Here is a 16,234-nt window from a genome sequence, read left to right on the forward strand (position 1 = left end):
TGGTGTGTGAGGCGCTCCCCGTCAGAGGAATCTGGCGGGGCCGTCTACACGATTGGCGGGTCGTTATTTTTATTATTTACAATAATCATATATATCAACTGAAATCCTATTTAACTTTATGGAATATAATCTTTTCTATACTTAAACTATCACCTATAAACTCAATGTTGTTTAAAGTATTCCAAGGTTTTATACCTCTTATGCCTTTATATTTATTTTTGCTAATAGGAATAAAGGTAAACTCAGGCCAGGGTCCACTATAATTGCCATTATATGTTCCGTCCTCATTCCATACCAAATTCCAATATTGGTTCCAGTTTTCAAATCTTGCATGAACGAAAGTCGTGTAAGGCCCATATTCGTATAAATCGGAGTCCGGGGCGTTTTCAAAAGACCCTATCACATTCAAGAATTCCAGGTTTCTGCTCATTTGCTTGATGCGATTCTGAAATGAACGAGTAACTTTTTTTGACGCTTCCTCTCCTGCAACAATATCTTTAAAGGGGTTTTCATCACCCTTTTCAAGCTTGTCCATGACTTTTTTCATTTTGTTGTTGAGCGCTGCAAATTTTTCTTTTTGCTTTTCATTGTGCTTGAACATGAGGTCTATGGTCTCTTGACCGGAGAGTTTAGCAATTAACCTTGAATCATCAGCCATCAGTTCAATCGTTCCGAATGCAGAATGATAAGTCCCTTCTTTTTGTTTTGTTTCAATGGCTTTATTCAGGCTACTTGTTTTCACAATAGGCGGGAAATTAAAATTTTCATCAAAAGCAGCTTTCAGAATATTTTCCTCAAATTCATATACGGGAAAAATGGAATTGTTCCCATGTATGTAAAAAAAGAAATCTCTTTCTGGCAACCAAAAAAAGTGTGATGTAAAAATACTGTTGCTTCCACTATGAGTAATCACTTTTCCCCATTTGTCATCAACATAGCTTACCAATCCGTAGCCGTATTTAGAATAGCCATTATTTTCCGTTACGTAACCTGTTGTCCAAGTTTCAACCGCATTTTTGTCTAAAACTCCATTTCCCTTCACCGTTGCAAACCATTTATACATGTCTTCTGCTGTTGTATGTATCCCACCGTTTCCTCTTAAATGCCAGCTGGGACCATCCTCAATCCAACCATTTTTATAGACTTCTCCCCATTTTTCTCCTTTTCGATAACCAATAGCCATATCTTCACGGTTCCAATCGGGTCGTACATAACCTGTTTTCAGCATACCTGAAGGTTTAAGAAGGTTTTCATAAATGAAGGTTTCATAATTTACACCACTTAACTTTTCTATGATACTAGCTAATAAAGAATATCCTGCGTTGGAGTAATTATAACTCGTACCTGGTTCAAACTCTAGTGGTTTCTCCATAAGACGTTTAAAGAATGGAGCGAACTCAATAGGTTCTTCATCAAAACCAACGCCCTGTAATAGTCCGGAAGAGTGGGTCAATAGTTGGTGTAAGGTGATTTGTTGTTTGTCCACGGGAACTTTTTCAAAATATATTGGCAAACTATCATTCACTGAAAGTTGATGTTGAGTTTCTAATAAAATAATAGCCGCTCCCGTAAACTGTTTAGTATTTGAGCCGTTAGACTGGACGGTTTGCGTTGTGAAAGGAATTCGATTTTTCCTGTTGGAATATCCATATCCTTCTCGAATTATCACTTGGTCTTTATAACTTCCTATAATTGCACCTGAAAAACCCATGGCTTCCATCGCTGTTAAATAATCATCGATGTTTCTTCCAATGGTTGTTATTTGAGAATTTGTAGCATGGATTTGGGTCGTATTTTCTTTGTTAGTGCAGGATAAAAGACATCCTATTAAAATAAATACAATAATAAAGTTTTTCATTTGTTTATAGTCTTTTAAAGGTGAACAGAATATTGGCTATGACTCAATCAATTTTTGCCAATTATCCAGCAACTCTTTGCAAACTTTTGTGAACTTATACTTCATAAATGGATGCACGAGTATATTCTGAATTGCCTTTTTGTATTCAAACTCGAAAACCATGGTTATCATACTCTCATTGGATGAAATCTCATCAACTGTCCAAGTTCCTTTTAAAGATTTAAATGGATACGGATAATCCGGTGCTTTGGTATCTACCATAAATGAATATTGCCTTTCTTCTTCCCATAATGTACAAGTCTCTGTCCAATTATCGTTGCCATGTGAGCACACTCGTACTAAACCCCTTTTTCCTCCTGATATGATCTTAGAGTCGTCAATATTTGGGGCTACCACATGATAGTTTGCAACATCTGATATTACATCCCAGACTTTTGATTTAGCTCCTTTAACTTTTCTCTTAAATTGAAATACTTTTTTACCGCTTTCCTTTCCTTCGTCAATTCTTGCTAGCCCTTTGGCTTGACCGAGACCACAGGTGAGAACTACAATTGCCACTGCAACAATTATTATATTTCCAACGGTAGAAATTCCAAAAGGATTCCAAACTATTAAGATAACACTCCCAATTACCCATAACATATCTTGAGTAGTAATCCATAGCACAGGTATTGCCCTTTGCTTTTTAATCTCAACTACAATTGTAAGAGCAAAAAATATGAGTAGGATGCCAAGTATGAAGAAAAAGTTACTAGGTTCAAGATTAAATAGTTGTTCTATATTTTCTTGAAATGCTATTGCAGTAATGCCCGTTAATGTTGAAAATATGGCATTGGTTGTAAGATACTTTTGTAATGTGTTCATCCTTTTAAATATTGGTTTACATGACTTATATCACAAATCTACGCCTCTTAGATTAGGGTATATTGATATTTTACGCCAATTTTCATTACTTTTGCCAAATGGAAATATTTGCACCTTATTTAGGTAGTTTACTAGATTACGCAACCTATCAAAACTTAAGGTCTGAGACCTTAAGAAAGGATTTGATAAATCCTGATTTGGATATTGCTAATCCAAACGAAATGGTTGATGCCAACGAATATTTAGCTGTTTTTAATCACGTGATTGAAGCTACAGACAGTGAGTATTGCGGATTGAATTTTGGTTGCTACCTTAATTTAGGTGCTTTGGGATTGGTGTTGGAAATATCATTGAATACATCAAGCATTGAACAAGGTGTTCATATTCTTCAAAATTTTCTAGATACAAAGTTTCCTTTAGTCTCTGCTAAGATCATAGAAGACTCTCAACAATATATTTTAGAATTAGATAGCCCTATTGAAGATGTGAAAGTAAAAAAACATCTATTGGATATGATTTTAAGCATTATTTATCGAGAATTAAAACTAATGCTAAATAAGCCTTTCGAACCGAAAATCAGATTACCTTTTACTGATAACGAACCTTATAATGATGCCTTGAATGTTGAAGTCACCTATCACTCTTCTTATCAGTTATTACTACCGTTAGAAATTCTTAATACCGAGATTAATAAAAACAGGGTTAAGGAAATTGAACTTCTATTGCCAAAGTTTATAGCCATGTTGAACAAAAAAGAGGAGGACGGAAAATTTTTCTCCCACCAAGTGCGAAATATGATTCTAAATATGTGTTCTCCAGAGATTCCTTTCTTTGAACAAATTCAAAAACAATTTCCTTACAGCAACCGCACAATGCAGCGAAAGTTAACGAATGAAGGTATGTCTTTCAGAGGCATTGTAAATACAATAAAAGAAGAGCTTTCTAATTATTTGATTAATGAAAAGCACTTTAAAACTAAGGATGTCGCATTCATTTTAGGCTATTCAGAATCTAGTGCATATCTACATGCTGTAAATTCCTGGAAAAAGAAAAAAAGAACCTAATATAAATTATATAATTCTCCGTTTAATACATTTATTAGTTGTGTTTTTTTTACAATGCCCGCCAACGGTTTCGGGCTTTGCGTTCGGGCGGGTTTCGGAGCACAAAACTGTCAACCTGCACTGAACTTGAATAAAAGCACAAAGCTCCAAGTTTGCACAACACCCAGACTGACGCAAAACCCGTGTTATAGCACGTTTTTTTAACTTCTATTTTACAATTGATTTCCCTGTAGAATTAGTTAAAAGCAAGATAATACCAATGATAACTCGGAAACCAATACTTGGAATAGATGAGAAATTAACAATATTAAGATGATAGGCATGTAAGTCTACAAGTGAACTTAAAAACATATAAATTGCTAATCCAAAAATTATTTGTCGTTTTAGATTAAAATTGTCATCATTTCTTAAAGATGCAATTGCTGAAGGCACTAAAGATAGAAGTGCTACTGCTAAAGTTCTAACTAGAAAATTTATTGTAGGAGACCCTTTGAGTCAAACTACGCTTAACATCTTTTCTGGTAGAAAAATATAACCAAGTCCAGAAATAGAAAGGAGTATTATTACAAATCCAACGGTTATATTACTAATTTTATCTTTTTTCATTTTATACTTTTTTATTGGTTTTTTTTAAATAATGATTAAGAGTTTTTTTCACAAACTTCTTTGAGTAATTCAAGCCAAGTCTGCATACCTTTCTCTAAGTTTTTGTTGAATGACTTTTTCAAAAGTTTTGCAAAAAAACCTTCCATACTTTCGTCAACCGAAACTTTTGTTCGTCCGTTGGTTTCAGTTAGTGTCCAATTATGAATAGCCAGCACTCCTAAAGTTTTTCCGGTCCATCCGAAGTTTTTAAATGGCTCAACAGTGTGAAGTGTTGAATGAATATTTGCCCCTACAGTTTTCCAATCAAATGTCGTTTTGGGTTTTAATTCTCCATTCATTTTTGGTTTGCTGATATCGGTTTGCCAAGTTGCCCAATTGTCAATGTTAGTTATTATTTCCCAAACTTTTTTACTACTAGCATTTATAGTGATTGTCTTACTGCACTTTACTGGTGCGTTTTTATTAATACTTTTCATTTTTGAATTGTTTTGTACAAATTAACTTACTGAAATTGTCAAGCTAAATGCAGGAACAGAAATTAATCTTATGAACATTGCCGTTTGATTTAAATTGACAACACAAAGGTCAGCACAAAACCATGACTCGCTCTTGACATTTATCAAGAAGTTCTGCCAACCGCTTTTTTTCTAATCCGACTTAAAGTTTCAGGAGTCATACCAAGCATAGACGCTAAGTGTTGCAAGGGTACTTGATTAAACAATTCTTTGTTAAAATTGAAAAGCTGATTATATCTTTCTTCAGCTGTCAGAGATATTTGTGAAACAATTCTATCTTCTAAAACAGTAAAGCATTTAGCAATAAATAACTTTTCAAGTTTAAACCAGTTAGGTATTAATTGTTCAATTTTTTGATAGTTTTTGTTTTCAATAATAAAAATTTCACAGTCTGTTATTGCTTGAATGTTAAAGCGAGCTGTTTGCTTAAAAACAAAACTTGACAGGTCTACCGCAAAATAACCCTTAGTTGAAATCCATTTTGTTACTTCTTTGTCGTCAATTATAGCAAATTCTCTAATTATTCCTGACTGAACGAAACCAAGTCTATCAGAATATCTTCCAGCCTTTAGGAAAAAATCACCCTTAGATAATTTAATCAAATGGAAAAGTGAACTTATTTTAGTCAAATCGTCATTGTTTACACCGAAGTGCGTTTGAATGTATTTCTCTAATTCTGTCAAAATTATTCTATTTTAAAATGTGCAATAACGTTTGGCAGCTAAGAAACGTGGGGCACTTCGGAGCGATTACCTGTCCAACGTAACTAAAGTTAGTTCGGAGAACAAAACTATCGGATTCCACTTACCGCCCCATGTATTCTTAGGTGCTGTTGTATGCAGTCTTCATTTTCTTTTCGGTAAAATGACTTTTAAATCTGGAAGATATACCTTTATTGGATTATCATCTGCAATGTCATTTTTTATATTATTGCTAATTTTTTGAATATGTTCCTTTAGCTCCTTTCTTGCACTTTCAAATCTATCCATTATAGTATAAATATCTGAAGTGTCTATAGTAATTGTCCTACCCTGTGACACATCAAAGGGAATTTTATCACCCTTTCGAATAATTTGAACCGTAGGTAACTGACAAACGTGTCTTACTCCAAGTTCATAGAATACATTTGGGTTATTAAATGATAAATCTGCAACACAGTACGCTGATTTTGCTATGTGTTCTAAAATCTGATGTGTTATTAATCCTGATTTATCGATTTTATCAGCTCTAACTACATTTAATCCAAGGTCATCACAAACTGGCTTTATTAAATGATTGAGCATCATATTTGCGTGCTTTCTTTCTTCTGAATCATCAGATCCGATAGGAGTAATGATAAAACATACTTTGTTAAAATCCACTGAGGTTGATTCTGAAAAATGTGGAGTGTATTCTATTACTTCCTCTGCATCTATTGTTGATTTATCAAAATTGACTATCTCTAATTTATTGCTTGATTGTGGAATAGAATTGCTTAAATTCAGTAGAGTAGTCCCTCCGTCAGCTGATTTTGATAAAAATGAAGCGAAATCCGCGTTCTTGATCAATATGTCTTTAATATCAGCTGATTTCCCTTTTGGAATTTCATACTTCTGCTCCAATGAATTTATGAAATAAGCACTCTCAGGTATAGGGTGTTTATCATAATCAGAGTAGATTTTGCTCATCAATGTTGGTGTTAAAATAGCCTTTCTAATTGCTTCTTCTCTCTCACCTTCATAAGTTGGTGCTACTATTTTTCTACCGAGTTCTGACAGTGTAAACTTATCTTTTGCAGTTTTATCAATTATCCCATAGGATTCACCTGCTTTGATTAAGTAAGTCATATTTGTTGACTTTTCCCCAATTCCAACAATTTTTGCAATTGTTCCTAATGGGGTTTCTTGTCCTGCAAAATTTTTATAAATCAATTCTGCAATTTGAATTGCATCTTCGATAGTCCTTTGCGGCATAGCAATACTTGAAATTGCTTTATTACCACTAGCTCTTTTATTTTTTGATTTTTCCTCTTCGCTCATTTTATTTAGGTTGTTTTGATTGCATACAACTCGTATATCTGTTTACCAAAGGTGTATAAATCCAACAATGATTTGATAGATCTGTATACCTTTGCTTATTTTTATTATAGGTCATCGAAGGGGGATTTGATTCTCCTGATACTGTTGTCGGTTACGTGTGTATAGATTTCGGTCGTCCTACTACTCTTGTGACCTAGGATCTCTTGGATATACCGAAGATCGGTGCCATTTTCCAGCAGGTGAGTAGCATAACTATGTCGAAGCCAATGTAAGGTAACTGGTTTTTTAATCCCAATTTTTGCTATGGCAGACTTTAATACCTTTTGTAAGCTTCCCTCACTGTACCTGGAGCCTGACTTTTCTCCTTCAAACAAATAAACCGTTGGTTGTTCAAATTTGTAATACTCCCTCAACAAATCTACGGTTTTTAACGATAATGGTACAACCCGGTCTTTTTTACCCTTGGACTGTCTAACGATGAGTAAGCCTCTGTTGGAATCCACATCAGTGAATTTTAAATTCAATAATTCACTTCTCCGTAGTCCACAGGCATAAATCAGCGACAGCATGGTCCGGTGTTTCAGGTTTTTGTGAGCATTCAAAATCCTTTTTACTTCTTCCTTAGCCAATACATTTGGTAACAATTTAGGTTTCTTTGGCCTGTATATAATTTCAGGGTTTAGTTTCTTATGTTGCCTGATGCTGAAATACAGTTTGACAGCATTGATAAACTGACTTTGATAACTGGCAGAAAAACCCCTCCGGATAATGTAGTGGGTATTGAAATAGGCGAGATCTTCATTCTCTATTTCACTTAGCTCCTTGTTGTCTAAAAAACTAAAAAATAAAATCAATGCTCCTGAATAGGTTTTAATGGTGCTTTCTGCATAGCGCTTATTCCTCATCCATTCTATAAAAGATTGCATTTCCTTTTCTGTTTTAACATCCAGTTTGATGGTATTAGGAAATTCCTTCGCGATGTCGATTTTTTTAAGTTGGGAATAATCCAGCCAGACTTTCCCCCGGAAAAATTGAATCAACTCGTCCAATTGGTCCTCCCGGTAGGGTACCCACCAGGCCTTGTGCTTTCTGGACCACTGACATTCCGGGTAGGTTTTTACCAGCTCCTTTAAAGCAAAATCATAGGGAAACTCCAGGCAGATGACCGGTAATCCCTCAAAAACAGCGTTTTTTAACACGATGGTTTTCATTTGTTTAAAAAATTTAAAAACAATTTAATGGAATATTTTTAACTAAAAAATAAAAATCAGCTAAAATCCAACCAAGCAATATCTGGCAGGATATGCCCACGTTCAACAAATCCCTAGACGGTTTTACGAGCAGGGGCACTCTGACCTGACACAGCCTCCTTCCCAGGCACTATTCGAAACATGACCTTGCCAAATCATGTCCCTTAGGAGAAAGGCTGCCTGCCTACAAAGAGCATTATCTGATCATTTTTTATCCGGAACATAGGTTTTTTCTCCGGGGCTTTCATAAAATTCAGATTTTTATCAGAATCTTATTGTAACTTACTAGTGCTTTAATAGATCGGTTTTGGATATGTGTATGATTAAATTTCTATCCCTGGCCTGAAAATGAAAATCACGGCCGGATTGACAGCGACGCAAGGTTTGCGTACCTGTCTGCTTGTATTGCTTTCCTCTCTATTTTTCCATGCCTGTCAGCAGGATCCTGACGCAAAATTTGCAGCCGCCCCGGTGGCGGAATTTGACTCACAGGAGAGCACCTTCATCTGCTGGACACCCAAATTCCAGGAGATATCCCTGAAACTTATTCAGGAGATCTCCAAAGATGATCAGGTCACGGTATTTTACAACCAACGCAATCACCTCCCTGAAAACCTGCAAAACTTATTTGGCCAAAGGAAAATTAATTTGAAAAATGTCAGCCTGGAGCCTTTTAAAATGGAAAATGACAATATCTGGATCAGGGATTATGGACCCATAATCCTGCAGGATGAAGAAGGTCGTCAGGAGATGGTTACTTTTCATTATCCCCATGAAGAAAACCTGGAATACAATCTATTCAGCGAGCAGTATGCCACAAAAATGAAGATCCCTTTTATGAAAAGTAGCTTGTTCAGCGCCGGCGGTGGTAGGGAGATCAATGGCAGGGGAACCATCATTTTAATCGAAGGACATGAAAAATACATCAATCCCGGGCTTAGCCTGGAAGAAATCGAAGAGGAATACAAACAACGGCTGAATCAAAAAAACGTCATCTGGCTAAAAAGGGGTATTCCGCAGGACGATTTGTTTGACCATGGACCCGTGATCGACAATATTTATGGCAATGGTGTTCATTGGCATGTGGATGAATTCTGCCGGTTTGCCGATGCCCAAACTATCCTGCTGGCTCAGGTAGACCCGGCAGACCTATCCCTGGATCCATTCTACCGGGTGGTGCATGAGAGATTGGAAGAAAGCTATCAAATCCTCAAGGATGCCAGGGATCAGGATGGAAAGCCTTTTAAGATCATCAGGGTACCGCAGGCACCGATTATTTTTGATCAGGGACAATACAAGGGGCAGCCAATTTATTATACACCTGTTACCAGCTATTTGAACTTTGTATTAACCAATAACTTAGTGGTGATACCTGCCTATCACGGTCCGGGTGATCCTGATTATATCCGGCAAAAAGATGATCAGGCCAGAAAAGCTTTTCAGGAAGTTTTTAAAAGCAGAAGAGTGGTGATGATCCATGCTACCGAACTTAATTACAGTGGTGGTGGGCTGCACTGTATCACCATGCATCAACCCAAAGTCAAAAAAAGACCCAAATTCAGGCTTAAAATTTATAATGGTCTCAGAAGATTTATGGGTTAAACCGGTATTTTGAAGTACACAGCATCATCCAAATTGTTTCTTTTGTGACATGCTTGTACATCGTCCTTCCTAAAAAGCAAGGGTATGTTTGATTCTTCCTTTATGGGCGACGTCCACCTGAGCACCGATCAAAGCATGCACAAGCATTTTTTTATTTTCAGTGGCCTGAGAAGGTCAATACATTGATTGCAGCTCTTCAATGGCTCATTTTCGTTTATTCCTACATCTTGGGCATTGCCAATAATCAGTTTCTTGTTTTCTGGTGCACGGCTTCAAATGCTCATTTACCTAAAAAGGCCTCCAGTTGCAGACCAATCTCTTCTATGGTGCCAAGCACTGCCTGGTTCTTAATTCTGTTTCTTGCTTCATTTTCGTTTAAATCAGCATCTGTTTTTTTGTCCTGAAAGTCTTTAGTGACTATCGTTGTAAATGGAATCAAACCTGTCCTTACATCCAAAATCACCAACTGGGTGGTTGCAAATGCCTTGATGTCAGTTTTGGAGAAAAGTTTGTACTGGGAATAAATATCACTGTTGATGGAGTAAATCACCACAATATCAGATTGGGTCCTGACGGCCGATCCCCTGATACTGGTAAAAGAGGGTGCACTGGAGATCAACAGGTCCGGGATGCTGAATGTCTTTTTTACGCGACTGGAATTTTTGAATTTTTCAGAAAAGAGATCCAGGTATTGCTGCTGGGATTTCAAATATTCCTCGTCGGACCAGTAATACCTTTGCAGGCTTTGTGAAGGCGCTATCCTGACAAAGGCCACGCTCAAATCCTCCGGCAGGCTGTAGGTCCCATCTAAAATCCTTTGGATATTCTCTTCCGAAATCGTAGCGCTTTTGTCTTCGAATAGCGATTGGGTAATCGGCGGGTCATTGTCAATAAAATTGATTGACCCCGGATAGGTATTGGTTTTGGTGGCTGTGCAGGAAGCAAAGGCCAGGGCAACAGCAACCCATAGCAAGGATTTTTTCATGTTCATGGTTTAGAAGACAATTGTAAAGCTTTAAATGTAAGCGTGAAAGGCAACATGATTGTATTCAAAACCGTGAGGCATGTCGCCATCCCTGTTAAAAGTCCAGTTCTCTGCTCCGGCCGGAGCCGGCATTCCCCCGCCATTGGTAGCCGTAATGTACCTGCCGTCCTTACTCTTCAAGCAGATTACATTTCTTTCTAAAAAATGGATACTGATATGGGTTTCACCCGGGTCTTCAACTAAAGTCACCTCTTCTGTCAGGTTGCCTACACGACCGATCTCTCCTGGTCGGGAATTGCTGCTTACTCCCACATAAAAGTTGCCTGCCGTTTTCAGCGCAAAGGATCCGGTCTGGTCCACAATTTCCAATTTAAATTTCTGGTTTTCCTCAGGCCCGGCGCTTCCTTTAGGTTGAAGCGGAAAGGTTTGTTGTTGAGCAGTTCCAGCATCCGCGGTAGCGAGTTTCCATTGAAATCTTTTGTTAAAAATGAGTCTGGCATCCGCATTTTGTGGTGAATTCATGACAATTGGTTTTAAAGATAGATTGTAGGGAAAAAAACATATTCTAATCTAACCAATTCACCTGAATTAAAAAAATATTTTGAATAGGACGGAAAAACCAAATTGAATTTTTCGAAAAATTCAAATCCCCTGCCTCCAATTTCCTGTTTCGGCATACAGCCCTTTTCTTTCCAGCCCAACCGATTCCAGGGAATTTGACCTATTCCTTAGGCTCCACTACCTCCAGGGTATAATTCAATTCCGAAGCAATTGCTTTTTCTTCCCTATCCAGCAAATGCAGTTTGCCTTCCTTGTCCTGCCGGAAGCTTTTTATAGCATTGCTGCTGTCATCCAGCAGGCGGATGGCCATAGCGCCTGGTTCACCTTCCAGGCCATATACTACTTCATATAGTCCCGAACTGACAAATTCCCGGTCACCTTCTTCAGTGCCCAAATAAGTTTCGGTCAGTTCATAGGACCTTTCCCTTTTTTCCGGGCTGTTTTCCAGTTTGAGTTGCGTGCGAATTCCTTCACAGTCCGCACAAGGGAGTAAGCCTTCGTAATACATCCAGGTGGAAGCACTGCTTTCCAATACAATTTCTTCCCTGCTGTCTGCCTCCTCCATGTCTTCTTCGCTGTACCGGCTCTCCTCTGTAGGCGCATCGCAAGAAAAGACCAAAAGGACCAGGATAATGGGTATGCCGTATTTCATCTGTTTATAATTTGTTTTTTAGTTGCCATCTGCCCGCCCGGAAGACCCCAGTCGGACAGGGAATCTCGCAATGATAATCATCCCAATTGGAGAGGTTCTTGTCATGCCTGTCTGCCTCAGGCAGGCTCGATTTCATAATCGGTTTATTTATTTTCCAGTAATTTAGGCAATTCCTCCAGCATATTTTCAATCATGGCCGGTAAGTCGTAATCCGGCTTCCAATGCCAATCCTCTCTGGCCTGCCGGTCGTTGATGCTTTGGGGCCATCCTGCCGCTATTTCCTGCCGGTAATCCGGTGCATAACTAATGCTGAAACCGGGTACATGCTGCAGTATACCCTGGTATAATTCTTCAGGGGTAAAACTCAGTGCAGCCAGATTGTAACTAGACCGAACACCCAGGTTTTCCTTCGGAGCCTGCATCAGGGCCAGTGTGGCTTTGATGGCATCCGGCATGTACATCATGGGCAGTCGGGTGTCCTTTTCCAGGTAGGAACAAAAAGATTTGCCTGCCAGTGCCTGGTGAAAGATATCCACCGCATAATCAGTGGTGCCCCCTCCTGGAGGAGACTTGTATCCGATCAATCCCGGGTACCTCAGGCTCCGCACATCCACACCAAAATGCTTGTAGTAATACTCACACCAGCGTTCTCCCGCCAGCTTGGAAATGCCATAAACGGTGTTGGGTTCTTTTACGGCATACTGAGAAGTATTTGTCTTTGGGCTGCGGGGCCCAAAGACAGCAATGGAAGAAGGCCAGAATATTTTGTCCAGCTTAAATTCCCTGCCCAATTCCAACAGTAGCAGCAAACTGTCCATGTTCAATTTCCAGGCAAAAAGGGGTTTTTGCTCAGCTGTGGCAGAAAGAGTGGCAGCCAGATGGTATACCTGGGTGATTTTTTCTTTTTTGAGAAACTGCCTGACCTGCTCCCTGTTCAATACATCCAGTACCGCAAAGCTGCAGTAGGGAAATTTGTCGGCTGCTTCCGGGTTGATATCGGTTGCCAATACAGCATCCGGGCCATACACTTCACAAAGTTTCTGGGTCAATTCTGTGCCCAACTGACCGGCGGCACCGGTTACCAATAGTTTATCCATGCGGGTTTATTTTGATCTGCGCTATTTTGAGGCCCAATTTCAGAATTTTATGACAATACTGTGTCATTTTTCTTTAAAAATTGTAAATTCATCGCTCAGAACCTCCATCATTAAAACAAAACCTAAAAATCCATGTTTGGCAGCATTCAGGCACAATTGCAGGAAGAAATCAAAAACCTTAAAGCCGCAGGGCTTTACAAAACAGAACGCATCATCCATTCCCCTCAGGATGCAGAAATCCTGTTGAAAGATGGTAAGCCTGTTCTGAATTTTTGTGCCAACAATTACCTGGGCCTATCCAGCCATCCCAAAGTTATCGATGCGGCCAAAGCTGCTATAGACAGCCATGGTTTCGGCCTTTCCTCGGTCAGGTTTATTTGTGGCACGCAGGACATACACAAAATACTGGAAGAGAAGATTTCTGCATTTTTAGGCACGGAGGATACCATTTTATATGCCGCTGCGTTTGATGCCAACGGTGGGGTGTTCGAACCGATTCTCGGACCCGAAGATGCCATTATTTCTGATGCGCTAAACCATGCCTCCATCATTGACGGGGTCAGGCTTTGCAAAGCCATGCGTTTCCGGTACCGCCACAACGATATGCAAGACCTGGAAGCTCAGCTCAGGGCTGCAGATGAAAAAGGCGCCCGGCATAAACTGATCGTGACGGACGGGGTCTTCTCCATGGACGGCACCATCGCTCAACTGGATAATATAGTGGAATTGGGCGAAAAATACCAGGCCCTGGTGATGTCGGATGAATGCCATTCCACGGGATTTATGGGTAAAACCGGAAGGGGGGTACACGAACTAAAGGGCGTAATGGGCAAGATGGATATCATTACAGGTACACTTGGAAAGGCCCTGGGAGGAGCCTCCGGTGGCTTTACATCAGGAAGAAGGGAAATTGTGGAGCTCCTGCGCCAAAAATCCCGGCCTTACCTGTTTTCCAATACGCTGGCACCAGCCATAACAGGCGCATCCATAGCCGTGTTTGATTTGCTCTCAGAGACAACGGAACTCCGGGACCGGCTGGAAGAAAACACGCGTTTTTTCAGGGAAGGAATCCGGGAGGCTGGCTTTGATATCAAGGAAGGTACCCACCCGATTGTGCCCATCATGCTTTATGAGGCTCCGCTGGCACAGCAGATGGCTGAGAAATTACTGGAAAAAGGCATTTACGTCATTGGTTTTTATTATCCGGTGGTCCCGAAAGGGGAGGCGAGGATCCGGGTGCAACTCTCTGCAGCCCACGAAAAAGAACACCTGCAAAAAGCCATTGCCGCCTTTACTGAAGTGGGAAAGGAACTGGGGGTGATCGGTTGATCGCTGTACCGTCAAAACTTTTCCAAAGTTCTAAACTTTGGAAAAGTTTGGTTTAGTTTAGTTAAGTAAGCCCTACACCTCGGTAGGTTTTTTGAAATCCTGAGGTTTTCCTGATCGGCTGACCGGCTCAAATTTATCGTCAATCTCTTCTCCCGTCAGGTAGTTATTGATGATTTCCCTTACTTCCTGAAACGATAGGTTATGCAGTATTTTGCCATTTTTGGCCAGGGAAACCTGTCCGGTTTCTTCTGAAACAATCAATACCAATGAATCAGTGGCCTCAGACATCCCTATAGCTGCCCGGTGTCTCAGCCCGAATTGGGCAGGAACTTCGCGCTCGGTGACCGGAAGGATACACCTGGCGGCTTTAACCCGCCCATTAAAAATGATTACCCCGCCATCGTGTAGTGGGGAGTATTTGTTGAATATAGAAACCAAAAGTCTTTTGGAGACCAGGGCGTCTATCAGGTCTCCGCTTTCGGCATAAAACTTCAATTCAGAGTTTCGGGAAAGTACGATCAGGGCACCTGTACTACTACCTGACAGCGTTTTGGAGGCTTCGATGATTGGGGTGACATTGAAAGCCAAACTTTCTCTTTTTCTCCAGAATAACAATTCCTGCCAGAGATTTTCATTGGAAAATATGGAAGATTTCCCCACAATGAGGAGGAATTTTCTGATTTCCTGCTGGAAAAGGATGATGGCTGCCAATACACCTACTCCCATAAACTGTCCCAGGATGATGGTCAGCAGCTCCATCTGGGCGGCACTCACTACCAGGTAAATCAGGTAAATGGAAAGAAACCCTAAAAATATCTTTATGGCCACACTCCCGCGCATGAGTTTGTAAACCTGATAGATCAAAATACTAACCAGAGCAATGTCTATCAGGTTGACCAGGGAAACGTCCAAAAAGCCTATTTTAAAGAGTAATTTCAAGTGTAGAGTTGTTTATATAATTTTAAAGTTTCATTTGCTTCTTTTACATCGTGCACCCTTAAAATACTGGCCCCATTCATCAGTGCAGCCATATGAAGGGCGGTGGTTCCATTGAGGGCTTCCTCCGGACTGGTTTTCAATAATTTGTAAATCATTGATTTACGTGACAGTCCCACCAAAATGGGCAATTGCAAGGTTTTAAAATAGGTCAGATGCCGTATCAGCCTGTAATTCTGTTCCAGGTTTTTTGAAAATCCCAACCCTATGTCCACTATTACATCTTTTATGCCAGCTTTATAACAATTTCTTAGTTTTTCTGAAAAAAAATACAACAATTCTTTTTCCAAATGATCGTAAGCTGTAAAAGCCTGCATGTTTTGGGGCTGGCCTATCATGTGCATGCAAACATAAGGTACTCCCAAACTACCTGCAGTAGCATGCATTTGTGCATCAAGGCTACCTCCCGAAATGTCATTGATAAGGTCTGCTCCTGCAGCAACAGCTTCTTTCGCTACCCTGTGTCTAAAAGTATCAATAGAAATCAGGATCTCGGGAAACCTTTCCTTTATACCACTGATAACGGAAATTACCCTTTTTAGTTCTGTTTCCTCGGATACAAAATCCGCTCCGGGTCTGCTGCTGTATCCCCCAATATCCAAAATATGAGCTCCCTGGGATATCATGGTTTCCGCTTTTTCCAATGCGGCTTTTTTTTCTCCGGCAATTCTGCTGCCTTCATAAAAAGAATCGGGTGTACTGTTGATGATGCCCATGATCCAGGGCTGGTCCAAAGCGAATAGCTTTCCTTTGATCTGAAGTGTTATTTTTGGGGGAAATAAAGTATCTTCGGCATTAGAAACCGAACGTAAATCGTCAAACATAAAATTCCATTGC

15 protein-coding genes are annotated in these 16,234 nt (G+C 39.7%); 3 read left to right on the forward strand and 12 right to left on the reverse strand.

Annotation, left to right across the window (positions count from 1 at the left end):
• Positions 1–106: 106 nt before the first annotated feature.
• Together HUJ21_RS18215 and HUJ21_RS18220 are read right to left on the reverse strand one after the other, a co-directional pair.
• Positions 107–1,858 (reverse strand): serine hydrolase domain-containing protein, encoded by a 1,752-nt coding sequence (locus HUJ21_RS18215; protein ID WP_291371994.1) that lies wholly within the window; start codon positions 1,856–1,858, stop codon positions 107–109.
• 36 nt (positions 1,859–1,894) lie between these two features.
• Entirely contained in the window at positions 1,895–2,722 is an 828-nt protein-coding gene (locus HUJ21_RS18220; protein WP_291371995.1) for an SRPBCC family protein, read from the reverse strand.
• A gap of 98 nt (positions 2,723–2,820) precedes the next feature.
• Between HUJ21_RS18220 and HUJ21_RS18225 the strand changes: the two genes are divergently transcribed.
• On the forward strand, positions 2,821–3,786 hold the full coding sequence (locus tag HUJ21_RS18225) for an AraC family transcriptional regulator ligand-binding domain-containing protein (RefSeq protein ID WP_291371996.1): 966 nt from the start codon (positions 2,821–2,823) through the stop codon (positions 3,784–3,786).
• Between the two features lie 641 nt (positions 3,787–4,427).
• Here HUJ21_RS18225 and HUJ21_RS18230 read toward each other — a convergent pair.
• The 4 genes from HUJ21_RS18230 to xerA all read right to left on the reverse strand — a co-directional run bounded on the left by HUJ21_RS18230 (position 4,428) and on the right by xerA (position 8,136).
• Entirely contained in the window at positions 4,428–4,868 is a 441-nt protein-coding gene (locus tag HUJ21_RS18230; RefSeq protein ID WP_291371997.1) for an SRPBCC family protein, read from the reverse strand.
• Positions 4,869–5,011: 143 nt separating this feature from the next.
• Positions 5,012–5,590 carry a Crp/Fnr family transcriptional regulator gene (locus HUJ21_RS18235; RefSeq protein WP_291371998.1) on the reverse strand — a complete coding sequence of 193 codons (579 nt, stop codon included), beginning with the start codon at positions 5,588–5,590 and terminating at the stop codon, positions 5,012–5,014.
• A gap of 162 nt (positions 5,591–5,752) precedes the next feature.
• Positions 5,753–6,925 carry a hypothetical protein gene (locus HUJ21_RS18240; protein WP_291371999.1) on the reverse strand — a complete coding sequence of 391 codons (1,173 nt, stop codon included), beginning with the start codon at positions 6,923–6,925 and terminating at the stop codon, positions 5,753–5,755.
• Positions 6,926–7,029: 104 nt separating this feature from the next.
• Positions 7,030–8,136 (reverse strand): site-specific tyrosine recombinase/integron integrase, encoded by a 1,107-nt coding sequence (gene xerA / locus HUJ21_RS18245; protein WP_291372000.1) that lies wholly within the window; start codon positions 8,134–8,136, stop codon positions 7,030–7,032.
• Between the two features lie 387 nt (positions 8,137–8,523).
• On the opposite strand from xerA, the gene HUJ21_RS18250 reads away from it, so the two are divergent.
• On the forward strand, positions 8,524–9,777 hold the full coding sequence (locus HUJ21_RS18250) for an agmatine/peptidylarginine deiminase (RefSeq protein ID WP_291372001.1): 1,254 nt from the start codon (positions 8,524–8,526) through the stop codon (positions 9,775–9,777).
• A gap of 280 nt (positions 9,778–10,057) precedes the next feature.
• On the opposite strand, the gene HUJ21_RS18255 is transcribed toward HUJ21_RS18250, so the two are convergent.
• The 4 genes from HUJ21_RS18255 to HUJ21_RS18270 all read right to left on the reverse strand — a co-directional run bounded on the left by HUJ21_RS18255 (position 10,058) and on the right by HUJ21_RS18270 (position 13,072).
• Entirely contained in the window at positions 10,058–10,768 is a 711-nt protein-coding gene (locus HUJ21_RS18255; protein ID WP_291372002.1) for a hypothetical protein, read from the reverse strand.
• Between the two features lie 24 nt (positions 10,769–10,792).
• Positions 10,793–11,284: a hypothetical protein gene (locus HUJ21_RS18260; RefSeq protein WP_291372003.1), complete on the reverse strand. Its 492-nt coding sequence runs from the start codon at positions 11,282–11,284 to the stop codon at positions 10,793–10,795.
• A gap of 199 nt (positions 11,285–11,483) precedes the next feature.
• Positions 11,484–11,975, reverse strand: a complete 492-nt coding sequence (locus HUJ21_RS18265) for a copper resistance protein NlpE N-terminal domain-containing protein (RefSeq protein ID WP_291372004.1) — start codon at positions 11,973–11,975, stop codon at positions 11,484–11,486.
• Between the two features lie 143 nt (positions 11,976–12,118).
• A complete protein-coding gene (locus tag HUJ21_RS18270; RefSeq protein WP_291372005.1) occupies positions 12,119–13,072 on the reverse strand; it encodes an NAD-dependent epimerase/dehydratase family protein in 954 nt (317 codons plus the stop codon).
• Positions 13,073–13,204: 132 nt separating this feature from the next.
• Between HUJ21_RS18270 and kbl the strand changes: the two genes are divergently transcribed.
• Entirely contained in the window at positions 13,205–14,401 is a 1,197-nt protein-coding gene (kbl, locus tag HUJ21_RS18275; RefSeq protein WP_291372006.1) for a glycine C-acetyltransferase, read from the forward strand.
• A 72-nt stretch (positions 14,402–14,473) separates the two neighbouring features.
• Here kbl and cdaA read toward each other — a convergent pair whose 3' ends face one another.
• Positions 14,474–15,340 (reverse strand): diadenylate cyclase CdaA, encoded by an 867-nt coding sequence (gene cdaA, locus HUJ21_RS18280; RefSeq protein WP_291372007.1) that lies wholly within the window; start codon positions 15,338–15,340, stop codon positions 14,474–14,476.
• A complete protein-coding gene (gene folP / locus HUJ21_RS18285; protein ID WP_291372008.1) occupies positions 15,337–16,221 on the reverse strand; it encodes a dihydropteroate synthase in 885 nt (294 codons plus the stop codon). The genes cdaA and folP overlap by 4 nt, the downstream gene beginning before the upstream one ends.
• Between the last annotated feature and the right edge of the window lie 13 nt (positions 16,222–16,234).

It is taken from the genome of Cyclobacterium sp., from assembly GCF_014762705.1.
In the GTDB taxonomy this organism is placed as follows: Bacteria; Bacteroidota; Bacteroidia; order Cytophagales; family Cyclobacteriaceae; genus Cyclobacterium.